Raw genomic sequence first — 21366 nt, forward strand, 5'->3', positions numbered from 1 at the left:
CCGTGGATTTCCCAAAGCGCACGTGCGGTATGGCGTGTAGATAGTCCTAAATTAACGTTGTATGTTAGGCAAAGTCCCATTACATGAGAAGAAAAGTTTCTGAATTTGAGGCTAGTGGCACCTTTAGGCATAGAAGATAAATCAACGTCAAAATAATTAGTAGTAAACTCGCGGTAAATGTAATGGAGCTTGAATTTGTGCTTATCGTTCTTGTATTCTTCTAGATCTTTCAATGAAAGTTTTGCAAGGGAGTTTAGGTAGAAATCACATTTTTTATTAACACATTTATGGACATAAAAGTTCTTGCGGTCTTTCTTTTTGCTTAGAGCATGTCCGCAGTAAGGACAAATGAAGAGTGCGGTCTTGAAGTCAACTTTGTTTTTACTAAAATGCAAATCACAAACCTTGCAGCAAAGCTGCCCGCGTCCACCTGCGTTATCGTAGATGTAGTTGTGCGGAGCACCACAACGAGGGCAGACAGTATCAGGTGCTACTGGATTCTTTCCACGAGGATTTACTGGCTTTTTATCTTTACCATTAGCAAGTTTGTATTCATTTAAAAGTTGATTGTAATCAAGATGTTCGAAGGTCTTAATAATGGGTAATTTATCTACAGTAAGTTTTTTGTATTTAGGGCTTGTCATATCATATTTTGGAGCCTTTAAAGGTATGTTTTTCGCAATGAAAATAAGTAATTCATTTATTTGTGAAAGTAATAGTTGATTATATGTAACTAATATTGATATAATTGTACTCACAATGACACCTTCCTTTTTGGAGATTTTTGTTGGGGTAGATTACAACAATTATATCAGAAAAGAGGGGGTCATTGTTTTTTTAGGTTTAAAATAGAACAAACCCTTGCAATAGCAAGGATTGAAATAAATAAAACAACGATAGTGTTAACACTATCTATTATATTGGAGGGGTTTTAAAATGAAAGAATTATTAACAAAAGAAAGAAAAAAGAAAAAAGGGTTTACACTAATCGAACTTATCATAGTCTTAGCAATAGTAGCCATCATAGCAGCTATAGCAATACCAAACTTTACAAAGGTAAGAACAGAGTCAAAAAGTAAAGCAGATATACAAAGTGCAGAAACTATAAGAAGAATAACACTAACTCTTTTAGCAGAAGACAAAGTTTTACCAGGAGATAGCATTGCAATGACTTTTGATACTGACAAGAAAATAACCGCAGCGACAAAGACTCCAGCTACACCTACAGGAAGTGCTGACAGTGCTAAATTACTAGAGTACTTCAAGGAAGTTAAAGCTCCTCAACAAGATGGGAAAACTGGATATACTGTGGGTATATCAGCCACTGGAGAAGTAACAGTTACGACTACACCTAAACCATAAGAATAATATTATCAAAACCCCAAATTTCAAAGTGTAAAGTTAATCTTTAACTTTACACTTTACCTATCAAGTGATTCTTAGACTCAGGTGGAGTTTGCTTATAAGGAATACATATCTCCATCTGAGTGTTAGAAGAACTTATCCAGGGGCGTAGCAGCCGTCATCCCCCACCTTGAAGAGTAGAGGGGTGTTACGGATGGTAGCCATCGGATAAAAACTTAACACAGTAAAGTGCAGAGTTTAGATATCAAACAGGAGAAGGTTTTTAAAAGATGTAATTTAAAAATAACTTAACTTTGATTTTTAATCTGTGCACTTTTTAAGTTAGGCTACAGGATACAAGTGGTAAGTAAAAAGGTGACTAAGTAAAAAGTAAAAAAGGGGTGGTATATTTGTCTAATGAATCTATTAAAGGCCCGGATTTAGGAAGGTTAAAAAACCTCTTAAATATGGATATAAAGAGTTTAGGTAAAGTTAGGTCTAATAATAAAGATATAGAAGGTTTCTTTAAAAGGGGAGTTTTATCAAAGAAGCTTGTTTGTTTTGATATAGGGAGTAATAGCATTAAGGTAGTTGTAGGTAAGAAAAAGAAGGACAAGGTAATAATATATGATGCTTTTTCATTCCCTACACCAGAGGGAGCATTAGCTGATGGTAAGATATTAAATGATTTTGAGATTTCAAGACTTATAAAGGAAAATATAGGTTTACACAATGTTAAGACTACTGATTCTGTATGTACTACTAATAGTACCACTGTAATTAATAGAGAAATAGTTGTACCTAAGGCTAGGGGTGAGGAAATGGATACCCTAGTAAACTTTGAAATACAGCAATATCTTCCTATAAATATGGATAATTACACTGTTCAATATAATATATTAGGAGAATTTACTGAGGAAAATGTAGAAAGATGTAGTGTTTTAGTAATAACCTATCCTAATACTATGGCAAAGGAATATTTTAACCTTCTTAAGGTCAGTAGTTTAAAGCCTTATGCCTTAGATGTAACTTTTAATTCAATAAACAAGTTATATAATAGTGCAACCCATATAAATAATGAGTATATAGAAAAAACTTCTACAGTAGCTTTTATGGATATGGGTAGTGAAAATATTGATATTCATATATACAAGGGTAGAAAACTAGAATTTACAAGAGCTATAAGATCTGCAGGTGGAGACCTTGATGGCAAAATTGCTAGAAGATATGATGTGACTTTAAAGGAAGCAGAAAAGAGAAAGATTAAGGAGTCTAACCTTTTAAGTGATAATAGCAGTGAAGAAATCAATGAGTTTAATTTATTTATAAAAGAAGAGGTACAACAGTGGGCCGAAGAAATACAAAAGATAATTAAGTTTTATAAAAACAAAAGAGTTGGAAATAAAATAGATAAGATCTATATATTTGGAGGTTCATCTAGGATAAAGGGTATGGACACTTACCTTGAAGAGATGCTAGGTTTAACTACTAAATATATAAAGGATATGAATAATATTGAAATAGAAAATGGTACAGCCTTTCAGGATTTAGATATATATTTAAATGCTTTAGGTTCCATAATAAGACTTTAGGTGGTGAAATAATGAAGGATTTTAACTTTTTCTTACCCTATTTGGATAACAAAAAGGGAAAAGACAATAAAAGGGTACATGCTATGACTGCATTGTCTATACTAGGAATACTGGTGGTAGGTAGCCTTATTTATAATACTGCATATACCTTTAAATTAAAATATGATATAAAAAGTCTCCAAAATACATATAATTCCTCAGAAAATCAAGAAAAGTTAAAGGAAGCTGAAGCACTATCACGAAAGTATGAGATTTTAGATAAATATTATGAAAATGTAGAGCTTCTATATAATTCTTTAGAAACTAAAGAAATTGTAAATAGTAAGTTAATGTTTGATATTTCTAAATCCATACCTAAAGAAGTTTCTTTTAAAACTATGTCAATAGATTCTGCTGGAATTCAAATTCAAGGGTTATCAGAAAATAGAGTTGCTATAGGCGAGTTAGAACATAATCTTAAGAATATATCATCTATTTTAGATGTCCATGTTAATAATATAAATTCCGATACAAGCTCCACTACTGGAGGTAATAGTTTTTCACTAAAATGTACATTAAAGGGTGTTGATAAAAATGAAGATAAGTAATAGAGAAAAAATATTATTAGGAGTTCTTTTGTGTTTAATAATTTTATTTTCTTATCAAAAGTTTATATACTCAAATCAAAGAGCAAAAATAGAAACCTTAAAGGCAGAAAAAAACGATTATCTAGACAAGGTAAATAAACTTGATATTTTGGTTGAAAATATGCCTAAAAAAGAAGCTGATACTAAAATATTAAATGCAAAGATACAGGATAAGAGCTTGAAATTATATCCAAAAATTATTCAAGAAAAGATAATAATAGAGTTAGATACGCTTATGAATGACTCTAAGATTATAGGAAGTATAAACTTTTCAGAAATAACTAATCAACCAATTGAAATGAAGGTAGATGAAAAAGAGAAAGAAAAGATTAGTAGTGATATGAGCAACTTATCTGATGAATACAATACCTTAGAAGGAATTAAAAAAGAGGAAAAAAAGGAAGATGTAAAATCAGAAAGCAAAAAGTTATCAACTGAACCTATTGAAGAGCTTAAGGTAACACTTAGCTTTAGTGGTAAATATGAAGAGGTTATGAGCTTTATAAAAAGCCTTGAAGCTTATAGCAAAAAGGTTGCAGTAACTACTATAAATTTAAGTCAAAGTAATATAGAAAATATAAATGGTACAGCTTCTTTAGAGTTTTTTGCTATACCTAAGTTAGGATTAGAAGATGCAGAGTACCTAAGATGGGATCTTAACAATGAATATGGTAAAACTAATATATTTGACAGTAGTTTAAATGTTGATTTAGCTAAAACTGTGGAAGATATAAATATAGGAAAAGAAGAGTCTTTTGATTTTGTAGCATCCTTAAAGCCTATAAATTCTGACTTACCTACTATGATGTTTGGAAAGTCTAAGGATTCTGATAGAAAAACTTATGTGTATGCTGATAATCACGAGGAAGAAAATCTAGAAATTTATTTAACTAAGTCAGGGGACAAATACTATTATAAATATAAGACTTCTAAAAATTCTTACCCTTCAGATTTTAATGGAGAAGGCATAGAGTTTAATCCGAGCTTAGGAAATATAAATATAAAGATATTTTCAAGCAAAAGAACAGGAGAATCAGATTTATCAGGTGCAAATATAAAGATATTCAATAAAAGTGGGCTAAATGTATTAGTAAATATTGAAGGGGAAGATAGCCTAAGACCTAGGGTTAAAGTATCAAGTGAAGGTGGAAATGTAGATATTAAAAAGAATTAAGGGGGATCTAATATGAAAGATTATAAGGCTAAAAAAGCCATGACTTTAATAGAAGTCCTTATAAGTCTTGCTATATTATCAATTATTATGATACCAATCTTCACTATGTCTATAAGTGCTGTTAAGATAAATAAGCAGGCAGAAGTAAAACAAAAGGCCATGCTTTTAGCCCAGCAAGTTACTGAAAGAATAAAGGCAGTACCAGAAGAAAGTTTTTATGAAATAGACAGCTTTTTTAAAGAGGATGATATAAAGATCAGTAAAGAGGATGAAGTTGATAAAATTGAAACCTTCTTAGTATCAGGGAACATAGAAGGATACAAGGTAGAGGGATGTATAGAGCCAGATAGTAACTATAAGGTCCTAGAATCTACAGAAAGTAAGGAAATAAAGGTGGATACATCTATATTTATAGAAGATCCAAATAATATAAAGATAGATAAGGATATATTAGAGGGAAATTCAAAGGATATAAATTTATCTGTTGAGGGTTCAAAGATAATTATAAAGTATGATGGTAAAACTAAGACTAAGGACTTGAATATGAATTCTTTAGCTTTATATCTTGGTAGAGATATAAAAGAAACATATACTATAAATGTTTCAAATAAGACAATGGATCCATTTAAGGTTTATTGTTACAAGGATAAGGATACAAAAGGTGAATATAAAATAAATAATATTGAAGGAACTGTAGCTCACTACGACAATATGATTATTTCAAAGGATATAAATCAAGGGAAAAGCAGAATTTATAAGATATATATTAAGGTGTCAAAGGGCAAAAGTAGTTATGATATAGCTACCTATAAGGTTATAGAAAAATAAAGGAGGGATAAATGTGAGTTTAAATAAAAAACAAGGTTCAGCTTTATTAAGTGTAATTATGGTTTTTGCCATACTTCTTACTATAGGCGGTGCAGTTATGTCCCTCGCTTTATCAGATTTTAAGCTTAGAATAAATGAAAGTAAAAGAGTTCAAAATTTATATAATTCAGATTCAGGGTTAGATGAGGCTTATGGAATAATAGGAACCATAGTAGAAGATGGAATAATTAAGGGAAACTCTGATGTTAAGATTTATTTAGACTATTTAAATGGCTATAAAGGGGAAAAAGGCTTACTAGAGATTGAAAGAGATAAGTTTAATAATAAAAAAGAATATGATAAAAGTTATATAAATAGCGATGGAAGTGTAAATCAAAATTATATAGTAGAAAAACAAGGGGGAATTTTTAAAAACAGTTATAAGGAATATGTAGGTAAAAAGTTATTAAGTTATGTTGATACTGATGAAGGTTATATATTAAATAAGGACAATATTTCACCTAAGGTTAAAATTATTACACCTAGAGAGGAAATAAACTTTAAAATAGATAAGGCTTTAGAAAAAGAATCATTAAATCTTAATTTACAGTCTAGTTTTAGTACCCTAATAAAAGAGGGTAATGAAACTAAAGAAAGCAATGTGAGGAAGGTAGCAGCTAAGTTTAAGCTTGGCGTACCAGATTACAATAATCCTTATTCTGTAGAAACTACTATGGTCACTGTACAAAAGAATAATATCTTAGAAAAAGCTATGGTGGCAGATAAAGATATTATAAATGCAGGTAAATTAGATGTAGAAGGATCTATTTATTCTTTATCTAATGGTACAAATGGTAAGGGTATAGAACTTAATGGCGTTAATTCTTATGTTAATATTTCAAAAGGTAATTTGGTATCCTTAGGAGATATTAGAATAAAAGCTCCTTATTCTACTATAAGTGTTGGAGGGGATTCAAACGTTTATACAGGAAGCCTTGCAATAGATAATGAAGGCAATGGATCTATTATAGATGTTAAAGGACTAGTATATGCAAATAATGATTTAGCTTTAGGAGGTACAAAGTCAAAAATCAATATAGAAAAAGGATTTTATGGTGTAAATGATATACCAAAGACTATGGAAGACAGCAAAAATGAGGCTAAGGCTGAAAAGAATTCTAGCAGCATTTTAGTTAATGCTAGCGACATTGGAAATGGTTCAGAAATAACAATAAAGAATGAGGCTATCCTTATGGGTACTGCATACCTTAAAACTAACCCCTATTATCAAACAGGAGAATCTGTGGGAGTAAAAGGAAACTATAGAGCCTATGCAAGTCCTCTAGAGAAGAATGGAAGCTTAAAAAAAGATAATATAGTATTTGAATATCAAAGCCCATTGCAACTAGCTACAAGATTTAAAAATAATTCGGAACTTAATTTTAACGATAAAAACAATTATTTCATGGCATATATAGATGAATACAGTGGTAAAAATATGATTTTAAACGGAATAAGTCTACCTGAAAATACTATAAGTGTAGGTGCTAAGATTTCAAATGGTAAAGCTAAAAAAGGAGACTATACAGCAGATAATAATACTAGGATAAGTAAAGTTAAAAAAGAATATGAAAGTATTGCAAAGGAGATAACAAAGGTATCAGATTATATAGATTTTTCTAAAGTTGGGGAAGGTAAAAAAAATATAATAGATACAAATAGCGAAACGGAAGTATTTTATGTAAGTAGCAGCCTAAGACCTATAACAATTTCAAGTTCAAACATTGGAGCGAATAATATAAGATTAAAAGGTGGTAAAGGAAGCGGAATTATAATAACAAAGGGAGATATAGAAATTAAAGGGGATATTGACTTTCAAGGATTAATTATAACAGATGGAAACATTACAATTAAAGATTCAGGAAATAAACATATTGTATATGATAGTAAAGATGTAAAATATAATGTAGCTAAAAATTATAATTACTTAAAGGGTATACTTAAAAATAATGATAATAATTATACAGAAAAAATTGAAGTGGATGCTTCTTATGTTATAGATGAAAATATTAAAAATAATACAAGAGATAGTCTTGTAACTACAAGTAACTGGAAAATCATAAAATGATTTATAGGAGAAAATTTCACATGAATAGTAGAAAACATAAGGCATTTACATTGATAGAACTTATTGTAACCTTAGCTATATTTATAATAGTATTAAATGTATTATTTCCATTTTTCATTACTAGTTATAAAGGTTTTAATACAACAGAAATAAAATCTCATCTCCAATCAGAAGGGGAAAGCATAATGAGTTATTTTTCTAAAGATGCAATGGAAGCTAAAGAGATTTCTAATATAACAGATATTAATGACATTAATTCATTAAAAGAAACCCAAGTTTTATCTATGAAATCTATAGAGTTTGTTTCAGGAGATGGAGATATAAATGGCTATGAAATAAAAGATGGAGTAATAAGTCAATATAAAAAGGATAATAAAGACTCACCGAAAAAGATAGGTAAAGTGGTAGGTAAAGATGTAAAAGATGTTAATATTTACACTGTAGATGGAAAAAACTTTTCAGAAACTAGTAGTGTAAGAATAAATATATTGATGAAAAATAAAGATGTAACCTATGAGATAAATAATACTTTGTATTTTAGAAATAAGTAAAAGTTTGGAGGTGCAGATATGAATTTAAAAAATTATGGAAAGAATAAGTGGATGAGCCTTTTTTTAGTTCCTATATTTGGATTAACAGCTTTTGGGATAACAAAGGATACTAAGGCAGCGGATACATTATTAGATGCTAGCAGGGAAAGTAGTATTAGTGAGAATATAAAAGTAGGACAAACCATCGATGTGAAGTATACTATTACTCCAAAACCAATAAATGCAAAAGATGTGGCTAAAAATAATAGACAAAAGGATATAGTACTACTTATAGATACCTCTGGAAGTATGAAATATATACCTAATGAAGATAGAGAACCTAGTAGGTACTATAATGAAAAATCTAGATTAGATATGATAAAAGAAGTAGCTAATACCTTTATTAATAAATTTGATGATGATAAAGTTAGTATAGGCTTAGTTGAGTATAGCACTTACGCAGCAAAGGTAATGGACTTAACAAATATGAAATCTAACAACGCAGTAAATCTTACTAAGAGTGTTAATGCATTAGACACTGGTGGAAGCACAAATATAGGTGATGCTCTTAGGGTAGCATATACTATGCTTTCTAATAACTCACAAGGCCATGATAAATATGTGGTTCTTATGACAGATGGATATCCGGAGGCTTATAGTATTAATTGGGACGGTTCAATTTATCAGGGTAATGCAATATCAAATAATTTGAAAAGTTCTGAGGTAGGAAAATATACTGATCAATATTATAATGTATCAAATGAATATTGGGTTAAGCAAAGCATAAATGGGACATATGATAACAAAAAGGAAGCTTTAAACTATGCAACTTTTATGGGAAAGAAACTAGGAGATTATAGCAATAATAAAGATGAGAGTATTAAAAGTTTTGTAGTAGGAGTTACTAAAGATGTTAATTCAAGCAATAAAGATATAGCAAAAGTAGCTAAAGGTATGTATTATGAAGCAGATAACGAGGGTAGTATAAATAATATATATAATGAAATCCAAAAGATTATAGAATCTAACCTAAGTGCATCCTTAAAGTTTGAAGAAACATTTACAGATAATATATCTGTAAAAGAGGTTAAAAGTAAAATACCTTTAAATTACAGCTCCACAGGTAATAAGATTTCTACCACTATAGATAATGTATATTATAAATTATCTTCTGATAAAAAAACTTACGTAGCGGATCCTATAGAGTTTACAGTAAGCTACGAAGTTAAAGCTGGAGGAGATATCTTCCTTGGGAAACTTGATAAAAAGGGTAATAAAACTTCCTATACAACATTAGAGGTTTTAGGAAAGAGTGAAACTAAGTATTTTGATGAACAAAAGCTAATAGCATCCTATGTAGATGTTACTATAGATGTTTCAGACTCTAAAGGTAGTATAGATAAATATGACTCTAAGCTAATAAAGCCAAGTGATAAAGATAAAGCTAGATATGATAAATTTGTAGAAGATAAGAAGTATAAACTCATAGGAGATTCCTATGCAGATATAAACTTTCAAGGTAATAATATAAACTTTTTTCAGTATCAATTTGTAGATAGTAACACAAATCCTACAGAACTTCCTATAGATAACTGGAGGGAGCTTAATTTAAACAAGGAATCTTTAAATTTAGATATAGACTTAGAAAATAGAGGAAGTTTAACTCAAAGATCCTATGATGTAAGCCATCTACCAAGTATCTCAAATGAGAGTAAGTGGAACGATCAAAAAGAGGTATTTAAAACACCTTTTCAGGCAACAGAAATTAAAAAGGCTAAATACTCCACTACAGCAGATCAATATGGACATTGGGAAAATTATATAAAAGAAGACGGAGCTAAAGGTACTAGATGGGTAACTAATTCCATATTTATTAATGACATGTTTGTATCAAATGACTATAAAGAAGCATCTAAGTTTTGGGGATACTTAAAGGTACCTAGTGACGGAGAGTATGTTTTAGGTATAATATCTGATGATGGTTCTAGAGGACATATAACCATAGATGGAAAGACAAGTACTTTTGTAGATATGTTTAAAGTTCAAGGACAGCTCTTTGGTACTAATAAACAAGTATATAACTTAAAAAAAGACAATTATTATCCTATACATTTAGAATACTTTAATTGGGGAGGTAGAGCAGCCTTTAAATTCTTATATATACCAAAGGCGGACTGGGAAAATGATTATAAGTACAAAAACGGAGGAGATTTAACCAAAATTCCTGACAAGTATAATATACCACAGGACTCATTTTATCCTTCAAAAAGTACTACCCCAGGAGAGTACACAGATGTTATTTTTAAGGGTAACAAAGGTATAAAGCTTCCTACAGAGCCAGGTAAATATTATATAACCTACAAAACAGGTAATAAAGATAAAGAAGGAAATATAAAAGATATTCAAAAGTCAGGTATATATGGACCCTTTATAGTAGAAGCAAAGGCAAAGCTTAATTTAACTAGAAAATTAGAAGATAACGGCGCTAAAAAAATAGGGGATGAGTTTAAGTTAAATTATACAATAATACCAGAAGATATTCCTTATATAGTATTAAATAGGGATGCTAAACCAAATGATATTCCATCTAAGGACAGCTATACTATTAAGGATATAAAATTTCAAGAAACCTTTGAAAATGCTTTAAATATTAAAGTTAAAACAGATGGTATTAATGCAGCATTAAATGGAAGTAAGCTTAGTGGTATTTTACCTAAGGGAATAACTTATAAGTTGATTAAGCCTTCTAATGATATTACTAAGGCCTATTACAAAGCAGAACCTATTAGTTTTTCATTATATGTATCTCCAAAAGAAGCTAAAGAATATGTATTAGAAAAAGAAAACTCAATTTTAACTTACACCGATATAGATGGGGTAAATAGGGAATCAATGTTTGAACAATATAAGTTTAAGGTTTTTGGATATAGTGATATAACATCCCAGGGAATATTTAAGGGGATGAACGGCGCTAAAGACTATATAAATAGTGGACAGGATTTAAAGGCTACCAAGACTATGCCTATAACTTTAGCTATATCCTTAGATATAAAATCAGACAGCCCAGAGCTTAATATGATATTAAGTGGAGATATAGAAAATAGCAATATAGTATTTAAAAAGTATGAACTCATAAATGGTGCTATAAATGAAAGAAGTCTTGAGGAAAAGATTATGGTTGGCAAAAGTTTCAAGATAACCAATGAAGCTCAATTCAAGTTAGAAAAGGATAAAAAATATATAATTATATATACCTTAGTGCCTAGTGGTAAGGAAGGTGATAGTGTAAGAGTTACTAGCAATATAGACAAACAGGAGAATAAAATATTAAATATAAATATAAGTGATCTTCCTGATTTATTTTAATTAGATAAGCCTATGATCATATTCATTATTCATATAGATAATTTTAAATCTATTGATAATGAATATGGTTATTTTTTTAAGCTATTTTAAGTTAATAAGATATACTTAGTACAAAGTAATATACAAATTTTAGAGAATTATAGTATAATATAGTTAAATATAAGTTAAAGGAGTGAAGCTTATGAATGCTTATTATGATGAATTTTTACATATGCTTGATGAGGAAGATAAAGAAGGTTGTGTAAAGTTTGTATTATCAAAGTTAGAAAGTGGAAAAATTGATGTGATTAACCTATATACAAAGATTCTTGAGCCATCACTAAATAATATGACTTGTAAGTTAAATGAAAAAACCATATGTGTATGGAAGGAGCATGTTAGAACTTCAATAGTTAGAACTATATTAGAATGTTCCTATCCTTATATATTAAAGGAAATTAATAAAAATGGTATTAAACAAGATAAAGGCAGGTTAGTTGTGGTATGTCCTCCAGAGGAACACCATGAGATAGGAGCTTTAATGGCTGCAGATTTTTTCCTTATGAATGGATTTGATACAATATATGTAGGAAGCAATACACCAAAAGAAGACTTTATAGAAGCAATAGATTATATAAAGCCAAAGTATGTAGATATAAGTATTACAAATTATTACAATCTGATTGCAGCAAAAAACATAATACAAGAAATAAAGAATACTAATAAATACCAAGGTGAAATTTTAGTAGGGGGTTATGCTTTTAATTCTAATCCAGATGTATATAAACAGATAGGAGCAGATCGGTTACTACAAACTTACCAAGACATTAAAAGCTTTGGAGAGGAGAAACATTATGAAGCTAGCTTATAGTATAGCCATTAGATTTTTAAAATCAAGTAAAGCACAAACTATACTAATACTCCTTGGAATAGCTGTGGGGGTATCAGTTCAAATATTTATAGGATCACTTATCCAAGGATTGCAAATAGGGTTAGTAGATAAAACTATAGGTAATTCTTCGCAGATAACAGTTTCATCTAAAACTGAGGATAAGCTTATTGATAACTGGGAAGAAAAAGTAGATAAGATTAAAGAGGTATCAGGGGTTGAAAATGTAGCTGTATCCGCTGATTTTAATGCTTTTCTTAATGATGGAAGTGATGATTATGCCTTATTAATTAGAGGATTTAACATAGAGGATTCGGATAAAATATACAACATAAAAGATAGGATTTACGAAGGAACATACCCTAAAGGAGAAAATGAAATAATACTCGGAAAAGAGTTTCAAAAGGAATCAGAAGTTAAGCTTGGTGAAGATGTTTACATAGTTACAGCAAAGGGAAATAAGAGAGAAGTTAAAATAGTAGGATTTTATGATTTTAAGGTATCTAGTATAAATAAGAACTGGGCTATAACTACACTAAAAACATCTCAAGATTTATTTTCTTTTGGCAACAAGACTTCATTTATAGAGATGCAAGTGAAGGATCCTTTTATAGCTGATGAATTATCTGATACTATAAAATCAAGTTTAAATAGTGAAGATGTTAAAGTAGAAAACTGGAAAGAACAAAATGAACAACTTTTAAGTGGACTTAAGGGTCAGAATATATCTAGTATAATGATTCAAATATTTGTACTTATATCAGTATTATTAGGCATAGCTAGTATTTTAGCTATAACAGTAGTTCAAAAATCAAAGCAGATAGGTATATTAAAAGCCATGGGAATACAAGATAAAACAGCAAGTCAAATCTTTTTATTTGAAGGAATTATCCTTGGTATTTTTGGAGCTTTACTCGGTATAGCTCTAGGATTAGGTCTTTTATTTATGTTTACAAAATTTGCGGTAAATTCAGATGGGACACCAGTAGTAGATATATATATAAACTATAAATTTATCGGATTTTCTGGAATTGTAGCTATATTATCTGCCACCATAGCATCAGCTATACCTGCTATAAACTCATCTAAATTAAGTCCGATAGAGGTGATAAAAAATGCCTAAAGTTATAGAAATGAAAAACATAGATAAAACATATGGTAGTATAGTAAAAACTCAAGTGTTATTTGATTTAAGTCTTGATTTTGAGGAAGGTTCATTTAATTCTATAATAGGGCAATCCGGTAGTGGTAAAAGCACATTACTTAATATTATGGGTACTTTAGACACTCCAACTAGAGGAGAAGTTATAATAGATGGTACTAATACAAAAGGTATGAGCAAGAATCAATTATCAAAACTAAGAAATGAGACTATAGGATTTATATTTCAATTTCATTACTTATTACCTGAATTTACAGCGCTAGAAAATGTACTTATGCCTTATAGAATAAAAAAGGTAAATCCACCTAAAGAGGTTTATGAAAGGGCTAACGAACTTTTAGACTTACTAGGACTTAATAATGTGAAAAATAATCTATCTACTATGATGTCAGGAGGACAACAACAAAGAACAGCTATAGCCAGGGCTCTAATTAACAATCCTAAAATAATATTGGCAGATGAACCTACAGGAAATTTAGATTCAGAGTCCACAGAAAATATTTATAACCTTTTAAGGGAGATAAATGAAAGGTATAAAACTACTTTTATTATAATAACTCACGATAAAAAAATAGCGGAAAAGGCTGATAGAATAGTAGAAATAAAGGATGGAATAATAAATATGGATATTCGCAAATAATTATAAAAAGTTTGATTATTTGTAATGGTATAAATAGGAGGAATATACATGGATGAAATTAACAAGCCAAAGGTAGTAGTAAGTAGATGCTTAGGTTTTAGTGCTTGTAGATATAATGGTGACACTGTATCAAATAAATTTGTAAGTAATTTAAAAGATTATGTGGAATATAATACTGTTTGTCCGGAAGTTGGAATTGGTCTTGGAGTACCAAGGGATTCTGTTAGGTTAGTTTCTAAAGAGGATAAAATAACTTTATACCAACCTAAGACAGGTAACACCTATACAAAGGAGATGGAAGATTACTCATTAGAATTTTTAGATTCGCTTAAAGATGTGGATGGATTTATTCTTAAGGGAAGATCCCCAACCTGTGGCATTAAAGATGTAAAGATATATTTAGGAAAGGAAAAGTCTTCAGGTTCTACTAAAGGTGCTGGAATTTTTGCAAGAGAGGTTATGAAAAGATATCCTTACCTAGCTATTGAAGAAGAGGGCAGGCTTACTAATTTTAGGATAAGAGAACACTTTCTTACAAAGCTATATATAATGTTTAAATTTCGTCAGGTTAAAGAAACAAAGTCTATGGCAAACCTAGTTAAATTTCAATCGGATAATAAATACCTTCTTATGGCTTACAATCAAAAAGAGCAAAAGGTGCTAGGGAGAATAGTTGCAAATCATGATAAAAAGTCTTTTGATGAAATAATAGAGAAGTATAGGGAACATCTAGGCTATTCATTTAGAACACTTCCTAGATACACTAATTATATAAATACTCTAATGCATATATTTGGTTATTTTTCAGATAATCTTTCATCAAATGAAAAGATATTTGTATTAGGAACCTTTGATAAATATAAGGATTCAAAGGTTCCTTTAAGTGTACCTATGAACCTTTTAAGGTCATATGTAATTAAGTATGAGCAATCTTATTTATTAGATCAAACCATTTGGCAACCTTATCCTGAGGAATTAGTGGATATAAGTGATACAGGAAAGATAGATGATTTGTAGAGATGGAGATGTAGATAGTGATTTTAGATGAAAGAATTAAAAGGCTAAACAATAAGGTTATAACTGATAATCCATACGTTGTTTATTGGATGCAAAGTTCACAAAGAACTGAATATAACCATGCACTAGAGTACTCCATAATTCAGGCTAATAGTTTAAAAAAGCCCTTAATCGTATATTTTGGATTAACGGATGGATTTCCAGAGGCTAATGAAAGACATTATTATTTTATGCTAGAAGGATTAAAGGAAGTAAAAGAAAAACTAGCAAAAAGAAATATTAAAATGATCATTAGAAGGTTATCTCCTGAAATTGGAGCTTTAGAAATTTCATCTTTGGCTGCTTTAATGGTGGTGGATAGAGGTTATTTAAGAGTTGAGAGGTCATGGCGGAATTTTTTAGCTGAAAATGCTAAATGCACCTTAATCGAGGTAGAGACAAATGTCATAGTGCCTATAGAAGAAGTTTCCCCAAAGGAAGAGTATTCAGCGGCTACCCTTAGAAGTAAGATAAGCAAAAAGTTAGAAACCTATATATTGCCACTTAGTGAAAGAAAATGTGATGTTATGTCTATTAATATGGACCTTCCCTTTGAAAATTATGATATAGAAGATATTGATAAGGTTATTTCTAGTTTAGATATTGATAAAAATGTGAAGAGGGTATCTTATTATAAAGGTGGTACTAATAATGCTAAATTGTTATTAGAAGATTTTATTTCAAATAAGTTACCTAATTATACCAAGCTTAAAAATCATCCAGGGGAAGAGTATACCTCTGATTTAAGTCCATACCTTCACTTTGGGCAAATTTCACCACTATATATATATAATCAGTTAATATATGTAAATATAGAAGGAAAAAAGGACTTCTTAGAAGAATTAATAGTTAGAAGAGAGCTTAGTATGAACTTTGTTTTTTATAATAATAAATATGATTCTTATGACTGTCTCCCAAATTGGTCAAAGGCTACTCTTGAAAAGCATTTATTAGATCAAAGAGAGTTTATTTATTCTATAGAGGAATTAGAGAGTGCTAAAACTCATGATGAATATTGGAATACTGCACAAAAGGAAATGGTTGTTACAGGAAAGATGCATGGCTATATGAGGATGTATTGGGGTAAGAAGATACTAGAGTGGGGTAAGACACCAAAGGAAGCCTTTGATTCGGCTATATATTTAAATAATAAATATCTTTTAGATGGAAGGGATCCAAATTCATTTACTGGTGTTGCTTGGTGCTTTGGAAAGCATGATAGGCCTTGGCGTGAAAGAGATGTATTTGGTACAGTTAGATATATGAATGATAAAGGATTAAAAAGAAAGTTTAACATGGAAAAGTATACTGAAAAAACTTATTGATATTGTCATAAGAATAAAGAATAATATTGTAAGGGGGTTAAGTGTATGGAGTATAAAGTAAAAGAGTTAGGGGATATAGCAGGCGTAACAGCTAAAACTATAAGGTATTATGATAAAATAGGGATTCTTAAACCTTCAAAAACTAATTCTTTAGGACATCGTATCTACTGTGAAGAGGAAGTCGATAGGTTGCAACAAATATTATTATATAGAGAATTAGATGTATGTATAGATGTTATAAAGGAAATTATGACATCGTCTACATTTGATAGTATGACTGCACTTAAAGAACATAAGGAAAACTTGATTGAAAAAAAAGAACAATTAGATTTACTAATATCTAATGTAGAGAATACTATTGCTTTAAAAAAGGGCGAAATAATTGTAAGTGATGAAGAAAGATTTAAAGGATTTAAGAAAAACATGATTGAAGATGAAAAGAATATGTACGGGGAAGAAGCCAGAGAAAGATATGGTAAAAGATCAGTTAGCAAAGCGAAGGAAAAGGTAATTAGTATAACAGCTGCTAAATATGATAAACCCATAAGGCTTGAGACGGAAATAAAAACAACCTTAGCTGAAGCTTTTAAAAGTGCTGACCCATCCTCAGAATTAGCTCAAAAAGCAGCAGATTTGCATAGACAGTGGATAGCAAATTATTGGGGGAGATACACTAAAAAGGCACATGCAGATCTTGCTAGAATGTATCCAAAGGATGAAAGATTTAAAGCTTATTATGATAATAAGCAAGTTGGCACAGCTGCTTTTTTAAGAGATGCAATTTTAATTTATACAGGATTTGATGAATAAAACATTAGAAGTTAATTAATTTAGCATAAAGTACCAGGGTATAGTAAATACTAAATTCAGTAATAAACCTTAACTTAAAAGATTAAAGTACAAAAGAAAGGATTGAATTTATTGGAAAATTTAATGTTTTGTTATCAATGTGAACAGACAGCAGGAGGAAAAGGATGTACAAAGCTTGGGGTTTGTGGAAAGACACCAGAAATCGCAAATTTACAAGACTTACTAATATATCAGCTAAAAGGAATATCTTGCTATGCAAAGGCTATAATGGAACAAGATAAAACCATTGATAAAGAAGTGGTTAAATTTGTAGAGAACAGCCTATTTACTACATTAACAAATGTAAACTTTGATGCAAAGGTTCATGTAAAGTTACTAAAGGAATCACAAAAGATAAAAGAAAAGATAAGAAATGAAGCACCAAAGAGAAGCTACCCAGAAGTTGCTGAATATAATTTAAGTGATACAAAAGAGGAAATGTTAAAGGACTCCATTAAAGCTGGAATTATGTATGATCAAAGTATTGATGCAGATATAAGATCTTTAAGATCAACAATACTATATGGATTAAAGGGCGTGGCAGCTTATGGTCATCAAGCAAGATTTATAGGATATAATAATGAGCAAGTTGATAATTTTTATTTTCTAGGACTAGAATCTACTACAAATGATAATTTAACTCTTCAAGATATGATAACTATGACCATGAGGACAGGGGATATGAGCGTACAAGTAATGAAGACATTAGATGAGGCTAACACTACAAGATATAAGAATCCATCACCTCATAAAGTTAATGTTAACATTAAAAAAGGCCCATTCATAATTGTATCAGGTCATGATCTAAGAGATTTGGAGATGTTACTTCAGCAAACAGAGGGCAAGGGCATTAATATTTATACTCATGGAGAAATGTTACCAGCACATGGATATCCAGAACTTAAAAAATACAAACATTTAGTAGGTAATTATGGATCGGCTTGGCAAAATCAACAAAAGGAATTTGATGGAATACCAGGGTGCATTTTAATGACAACTAATTGTTTGATGAGACCAAGAGAAACATATAAAGATAGGATATTTACTACTAGCGTTGTTGGATGGGATGGATTAAGGTCTATTGAAGTTTCTGAAGATGGAACAAAGGACTTTAGTGAAATAATAAATAAAGCATTAGAACTTGGTGGATTTAAAGAAGATGAGGAAGTAAAAGAGATTTTAGTAGGGTTTGGACATCATGCCACATTATCAAATGCTGATACTATAGTTGATGCGGTTAAAGAAGGAAAGTTAAGACACTTCTTTTTAATAGGTGGTTGTGATGGCGCAAGACCTGGAAGAAACTATTATACGGATTTTGCTAAAATGGTTCCAGAAGATTGTATAATCCTTACTTTGGCTTGTGGAAAGTACAGGTTCAATAAATTAGATTTTGGAACAGTAGCAGGACTTCCAAGACTATTAGATGTAGGGCAATGTAACGATGCTTATTCAGCAGTTAGAATAGCTACAGCGCTAGCAGATGCATTTGATACGGACGTGAATTCTATACCACTTACAATTATACTTTCCTGGTATGAGCAAAAGGCAGTTGCTGATTTATTAGCACTGTTATCACTTGGAATAAAAGGAATATATTTAGGACCAAGTTTACCCGCATTTATATCACCAAACGTATTACAATATTTAGTTGATACCTTTGATATTAAGCCAATAAGTACTCCAGAGGATGATTTAAAAAATTCACTTAAGCAAGCAAACTAAAAGTATAATAATACAGAAGGATTTATAAAATAAAGATTAAAATAGTATAAGTCAAATTTTAAGCTTCAGATGGGTTACTCCAACTGGGGCTTAAAGATCGTTATAAAATAACAAAGATAAGCCTTGATAATTATACATATTATTATCAAGTAATGGATAGATGTTATTGGACAAGAACCATTACCCTGTATATAATTAATATATCATAGATACATATGTATTAAAAAAGTGATTTGATGGAGGAATAAATGTGAAAATAGGTATAATAGTAAACGAAGATACTGCAAATAGATGCACAGGAAAAGGGTGTTTAGATGCCTTTTATAAGAAAAAGGATTCATTTGAAAGGTATGAAGACATTGAAGTTATAGAGTTAATGGCGTTCACTCATAGCGGGGGAGATATAAATAGAAAAATTGAAAAGATGAAGGCAAATGGAGTAGAGGTAGTTCATCTTTCTAGCTGTATGAGAGGTTCTTCAGAGGATTATGAAAATCTTGCTAACATATTATCAGAGCATTTTAAAGTGGTTGGATATACTCATGGATCTAAAGAGGGGAAAAAGAACAATACTATTAATTTAGATAAAAAAGATTATTAAAGATATCAGATTACAAAGTATTTTCTACAGAATTATCTAGTGTATATTTAGGTTAAACTAGGAGTATATTATAATATATTACTAATCATGAGGGGAAGCTATGGATTTAGTATCAAAAAAATTATTAAGATATGGATTATTAATACAATTATATGATGACTTTTTTACTTATGGATACGAATCTTGCGTTGATATAAACTATAGGGTACCAAGGGACTTTAGAATAGATGTAATTGCTGCACTTTACTATATAAACTTTAGAAGGTGGATTTTCTTTAATATAGAAAAGGATAAAACTGTGTCAGCTTATATTTTAGGTAATGGCATAGATGAAATAGAAAGGTCTATTCAAGAAAGTGGAGAGCTACTATTATCCAATATTTATAAAGATGTATTGATACCTGTAGAGGAAGATATAAGAGGGAGTGATGGTGATGGAAACATTTCTAGAGGCTCTGTTTGATAAAAGGGCAAATTTTGTAGGGTGGCTCTATAGGTTAAACCAATAGTATTATGGGTGTTAGTTTATTACCACTAGAAAATGATTTATTAAGGCTTAAAATACTATGGGAACTTTACCAAAGTCTATTTAATGTTTGTTACTATGGAGAAATTCAAACTCAAAGGTATAAAATAGAATCAGATAATATATCAAATGTTTTAGCAGCTCTTTATTATTTAGATAATAAAGGATATATAAATGTTAGAAATACTAAAGAAAAAGATGTGCTTATAATATATATTAGATCAAGAGGTATAGATGAAATAGAGGATAGATGGAAGAGAGGCAATATGTTACTATTTGGTAGTGCTTATAATAATATATTAGTAAGAGAAGTAAATAATGAGAATTCAAAGGATTAACACTAACATTATCTAAAATAGATGATAACATGACAAAGGGTTGCGGGGTTGTATATAGGTGATTTATAATTGTATTATATAGATTATAGTGTAACAAAGGAGGATTTTATGAGTAAGGTTAAAATAAAAGATATTAAAACTCTAGCAGATACAAAGTATTTAAAGTTATATAATGCGGAATATGTAAACAAAAACGGTGATACTAGAAATTGGTCTATTGCATCTAGAAAAGATTTAAGTACATTAAGGAATAAGTTCTTTAATGAAGAAGAGGATACCGTTGATGCTGTTATAATAATAGCAACACATGTAGAAGAGAAAAAACTTGTGGTTATAAAACAATTTAGGGTACCTATCAATGATTATGTTTACGAATTGCCGGCAGGGCTTATAGACAAGGATGAAGATTTTAAAGACACAGTAAAACGTGAACTAAAAGAGGAAACCGGACTAGACCTACTTGAAATTGATTATGAGAAGACAAAGTCTAAGGTATATATTTCAACTGGAATGACGGATGAATCTGTGTCTTTAGTATATTGTACGTGCACTGGAAGTATATCAAAGAACTACCTAGAAGCTGATGAAGATATTGATATTATGCTACTTTCTAAAGATGAAGCTAAAAAGTTACTTAAATCTAATAAAAAGATTGATATTAAGGCCTTGCTTATGATACAAAATTTTATTGATTTATAATCTCATACAT

Annotated in this window: 19 protein-coding genes and 1 pseudogene; 19 read left to right on the forward strand and 1 reads right to left on the reverse strand. The window is 30.1% G+C overall.

What is annotated here, in order from left to right; all coding sequences use genetic code 11:
* A pseudogene (locus tag BD821_RS02290) lies at positions 1–758 on the reverse strand (transposase); the annotation flags it as partial.
* Between the two features lie 178 nt (positions 759–936).
* On the opposite strand from BD821_RS02290, the gene BD821_RS13755 reads away from it, so the two are divergent.
* The 19 genes from BD821_RS13755 (at position 937) to BD821_RS02385 (ending at position 21356) form a co-directional block, all read left to right on the forward strand.
* Positions 937–1362, forward strand: coding sequence for a prepilin-type N-terminal cleavage/methylation domain-containing protein (locus BD821_RS13755; protein WP_104409123.1), 426 nt, complete (start codon positions 937–939; stop codon positions 1360–1362).
* A gap of 392 nt (positions 1363–1754) precedes the next feature.
* Complete coding sequence (gene pilM, locus BD821_RS02300; protein WP_104409124.1) at positions 1755–2936, forward strand: pilus assembly protein PilM; 1182 nt, start codon at positions 1755–1757, stop codon at positions 2934–2936.
* A gap of 11 nt (positions 2937–2947) precedes the next feature.
* Positions 2948–3523 carry a PilN domain-containing protein gene (locus BD821_RS02305; RefSeq protein WP_104409125.1) on the forward strand — a complete coding sequence of 192 codons (576 nt, stop codon included), beginning with the start codon at positions 2948–2950 and terminating at the stop codon, positions 3521–3523.
* On the forward strand, positions 3510–4736 hold the full coding sequence (locus tag BD821_RS02310; protein WP_104409126.1) for a hypothetical protein: 1227 nt from the start codon (positions 3510–3512) through the stop codon (positions 4734–4736). The genes BD821_RS02305 and BD821_RS02310 overlap by 14 nt, the downstream gene beginning before the upstream one ends.
* 12 nt (positions 4737–4748) lie before the next feature.
* The gene (locus tag BD821_RS02315; protein ID WP_104409127.1) at positions 4749–5564 is read left to right on the forward strand and encodes a type IV pilus modification PilV family protein; all 816 of its coding nucleotides are present in this window, start codon (positions 4749–4751) and stop codon (positions 5562–5564) included.
* Positions 5565–5577: 13 nt separating this feature from the next.
* Positions 5578–7671: a hypothetical protein gene (locus tag BD821_RS02320; protein WP_104409128.1), complete on the forward strand. Its 2094-nt coding sequence runs from the start codon at positions 5578–5580 to the stop codon at positions 7669–7671.
* A 20-nt stretch (positions 7672–7691) separates the two neighbouring features.
* Positions 7692–8222, forward strand: coding sequence for a PilW family protein (locus tag BD821_RS02325; protein WP_169993920.1), 531 nt, complete (start codon positions 7692–7694; stop codon positions 8220–8222).
* An 18-nt stretch (positions 8223–8240) separates the two neighbouring features.
* Positions 8241–11567: a VWA domain-containing protein gene (locus BD821_RS02330; protein ID WP_104409130.1), complete on the forward strand. Its 3327-nt coding sequence runs from the start codon at positions 8241–8243 to the stop codon at positions 11565–11567.
* A 181-nt stretch (positions 11568–11748) separates the two neighbouring features.
* Positions 11749–12417, forward strand: coding sequence for a cobalamin B12-binding domain-containing protein (locus BD821_RS02335; protein ID WP_104409131.1), 669 nt, complete (start codon positions 11749–11751; stop codon positions 12415–12417).
* Positions 12401–13558: an ABC transporter permease gene (locus BD821_RS02340; RefSeq protein WP_104409132.1), complete on the forward strand. Its 1158-nt coding sequence runs from the start codon at positions 12401–12403 to the stop codon at positions 13556–13558. The genes BD821_RS02335 and BD821_RS02340 overlap by 17 nt, the downstream gene beginning before the upstream one ends.
* The gene (locus tag BD821_RS02345) at positions 13551–14237 is read left to right on the forward strand and encodes an ABC transporter ATP-binding protein (protein WP_104409133.1); all 687 of its coding nucleotides are present in this window, start codon (positions 13551–13553) and stop codon (positions 14235–14237) included. The genes BD821_RS02340 and BD821_RS02345 overlap by 8 nt, the downstream gene beginning before the upstream one ends.
* A 48-nt stretch (positions 14238–14285) precedes the next feature.
* Positions 14286–15254 carry a YbgA family protein gene (locus BD821_RS02350; protein WP_104409134.1) on the forward strand — a complete coding sequence of 323 codons (969 nt, stop codon included), beginning with the start codon at positions 14286–14288 and terminating at the stop codon, positions 15252–15254.
* Positions 15255–15271: 17 nt separating this feature from the next.
* Positions 15272–16618 carry a deoxyribodipyrimidine photo-lyase gene (locus BD821_RS02355; protein WP_104409135.1) on the forward strand — a complete coding sequence of 449 codons (1347 nt, stop codon included), beginning with the start codon at positions 15272–15274 and terminating at the stop codon, positions 16616–16618.
* 45 nt (positions 16619–16663) lie between these two features.
* Entirely contained in the window at positions 16664–17428 is a 765-nt protein-coding gene (locus tag BD821_RS02360) for a MerR family transcriptional regulator (protein WP_104409136.1), read from the forward strand.
* Positions 17429–17551: 123 nt separating this feature from the next.
* Complete coding sequence (hcp, locus tag BD821_RS02365) at positions 17552–19192, forward strand: hydroxylamine reductase (RefSeq protein ID WP_104409297.1); 1641 nt, start codon at positions 17552–17554, stop codon at positions 19190–19192.
* A 250-nt stretch (positions 19193–19442) separates the two neighbouring features.
* Positions 19443–19793 (forward strand): CGGC domain-containing protein, encoded by a 351-nt coding sequence (locus BD821_RS02370; RefSeq protein WP_104409137.1) that lies wholly within the window; start codon positions 19443–19445, stop codon positions 19791–19793.
* A 100-nt stretch (positions 19794–19893) separates the two neighbouring features.
* Positions 19894–20256, forward strand: a complete 363-nt coding sequence (locus tag BD821_RS02375) for a hypothetical protein (protein WP_104409138.1) — start codon at positions 19894–19896, stop codon at positions 20254–20256.
* A 50-nt stretch (positions 20257–20306) separates the two neighbouring features.
* Positions 20307–20657, forward strand: coding sequence for a hypothetical protein (locus BD821_RS02380; RefSeq protein ID WP_104409139.1), 351 nt, complete (start codon positions 20307–20309; stop codon positions 20655–20657).
* A 108-nt stretch (positions 20658–20765) separates the two neighbouring features.
* Positions 20766–21356: an NUDIX hydrolase gene (locus tag BD821_RS02385; RefSeq protein ID WP_104409140.1), complete on the forward strand. Its 591-nt coding sequence runs from the start codon at positions 20766–20768 to the stop codon at positions 21354–21356.
* Positions 21357–21366 lie beyond the last annotated feature (10 nt).

It is taken from the genome of Clostridium algidicarnis DSM 15099, from assembly GCF_002934235.1.
Taxonomy (GTDB): Bacteria; Bacillota; Clostridia; order Clostridiales; family Clostridiaceae; genus Clostridium_L; species Clostridium_L algidicarnis.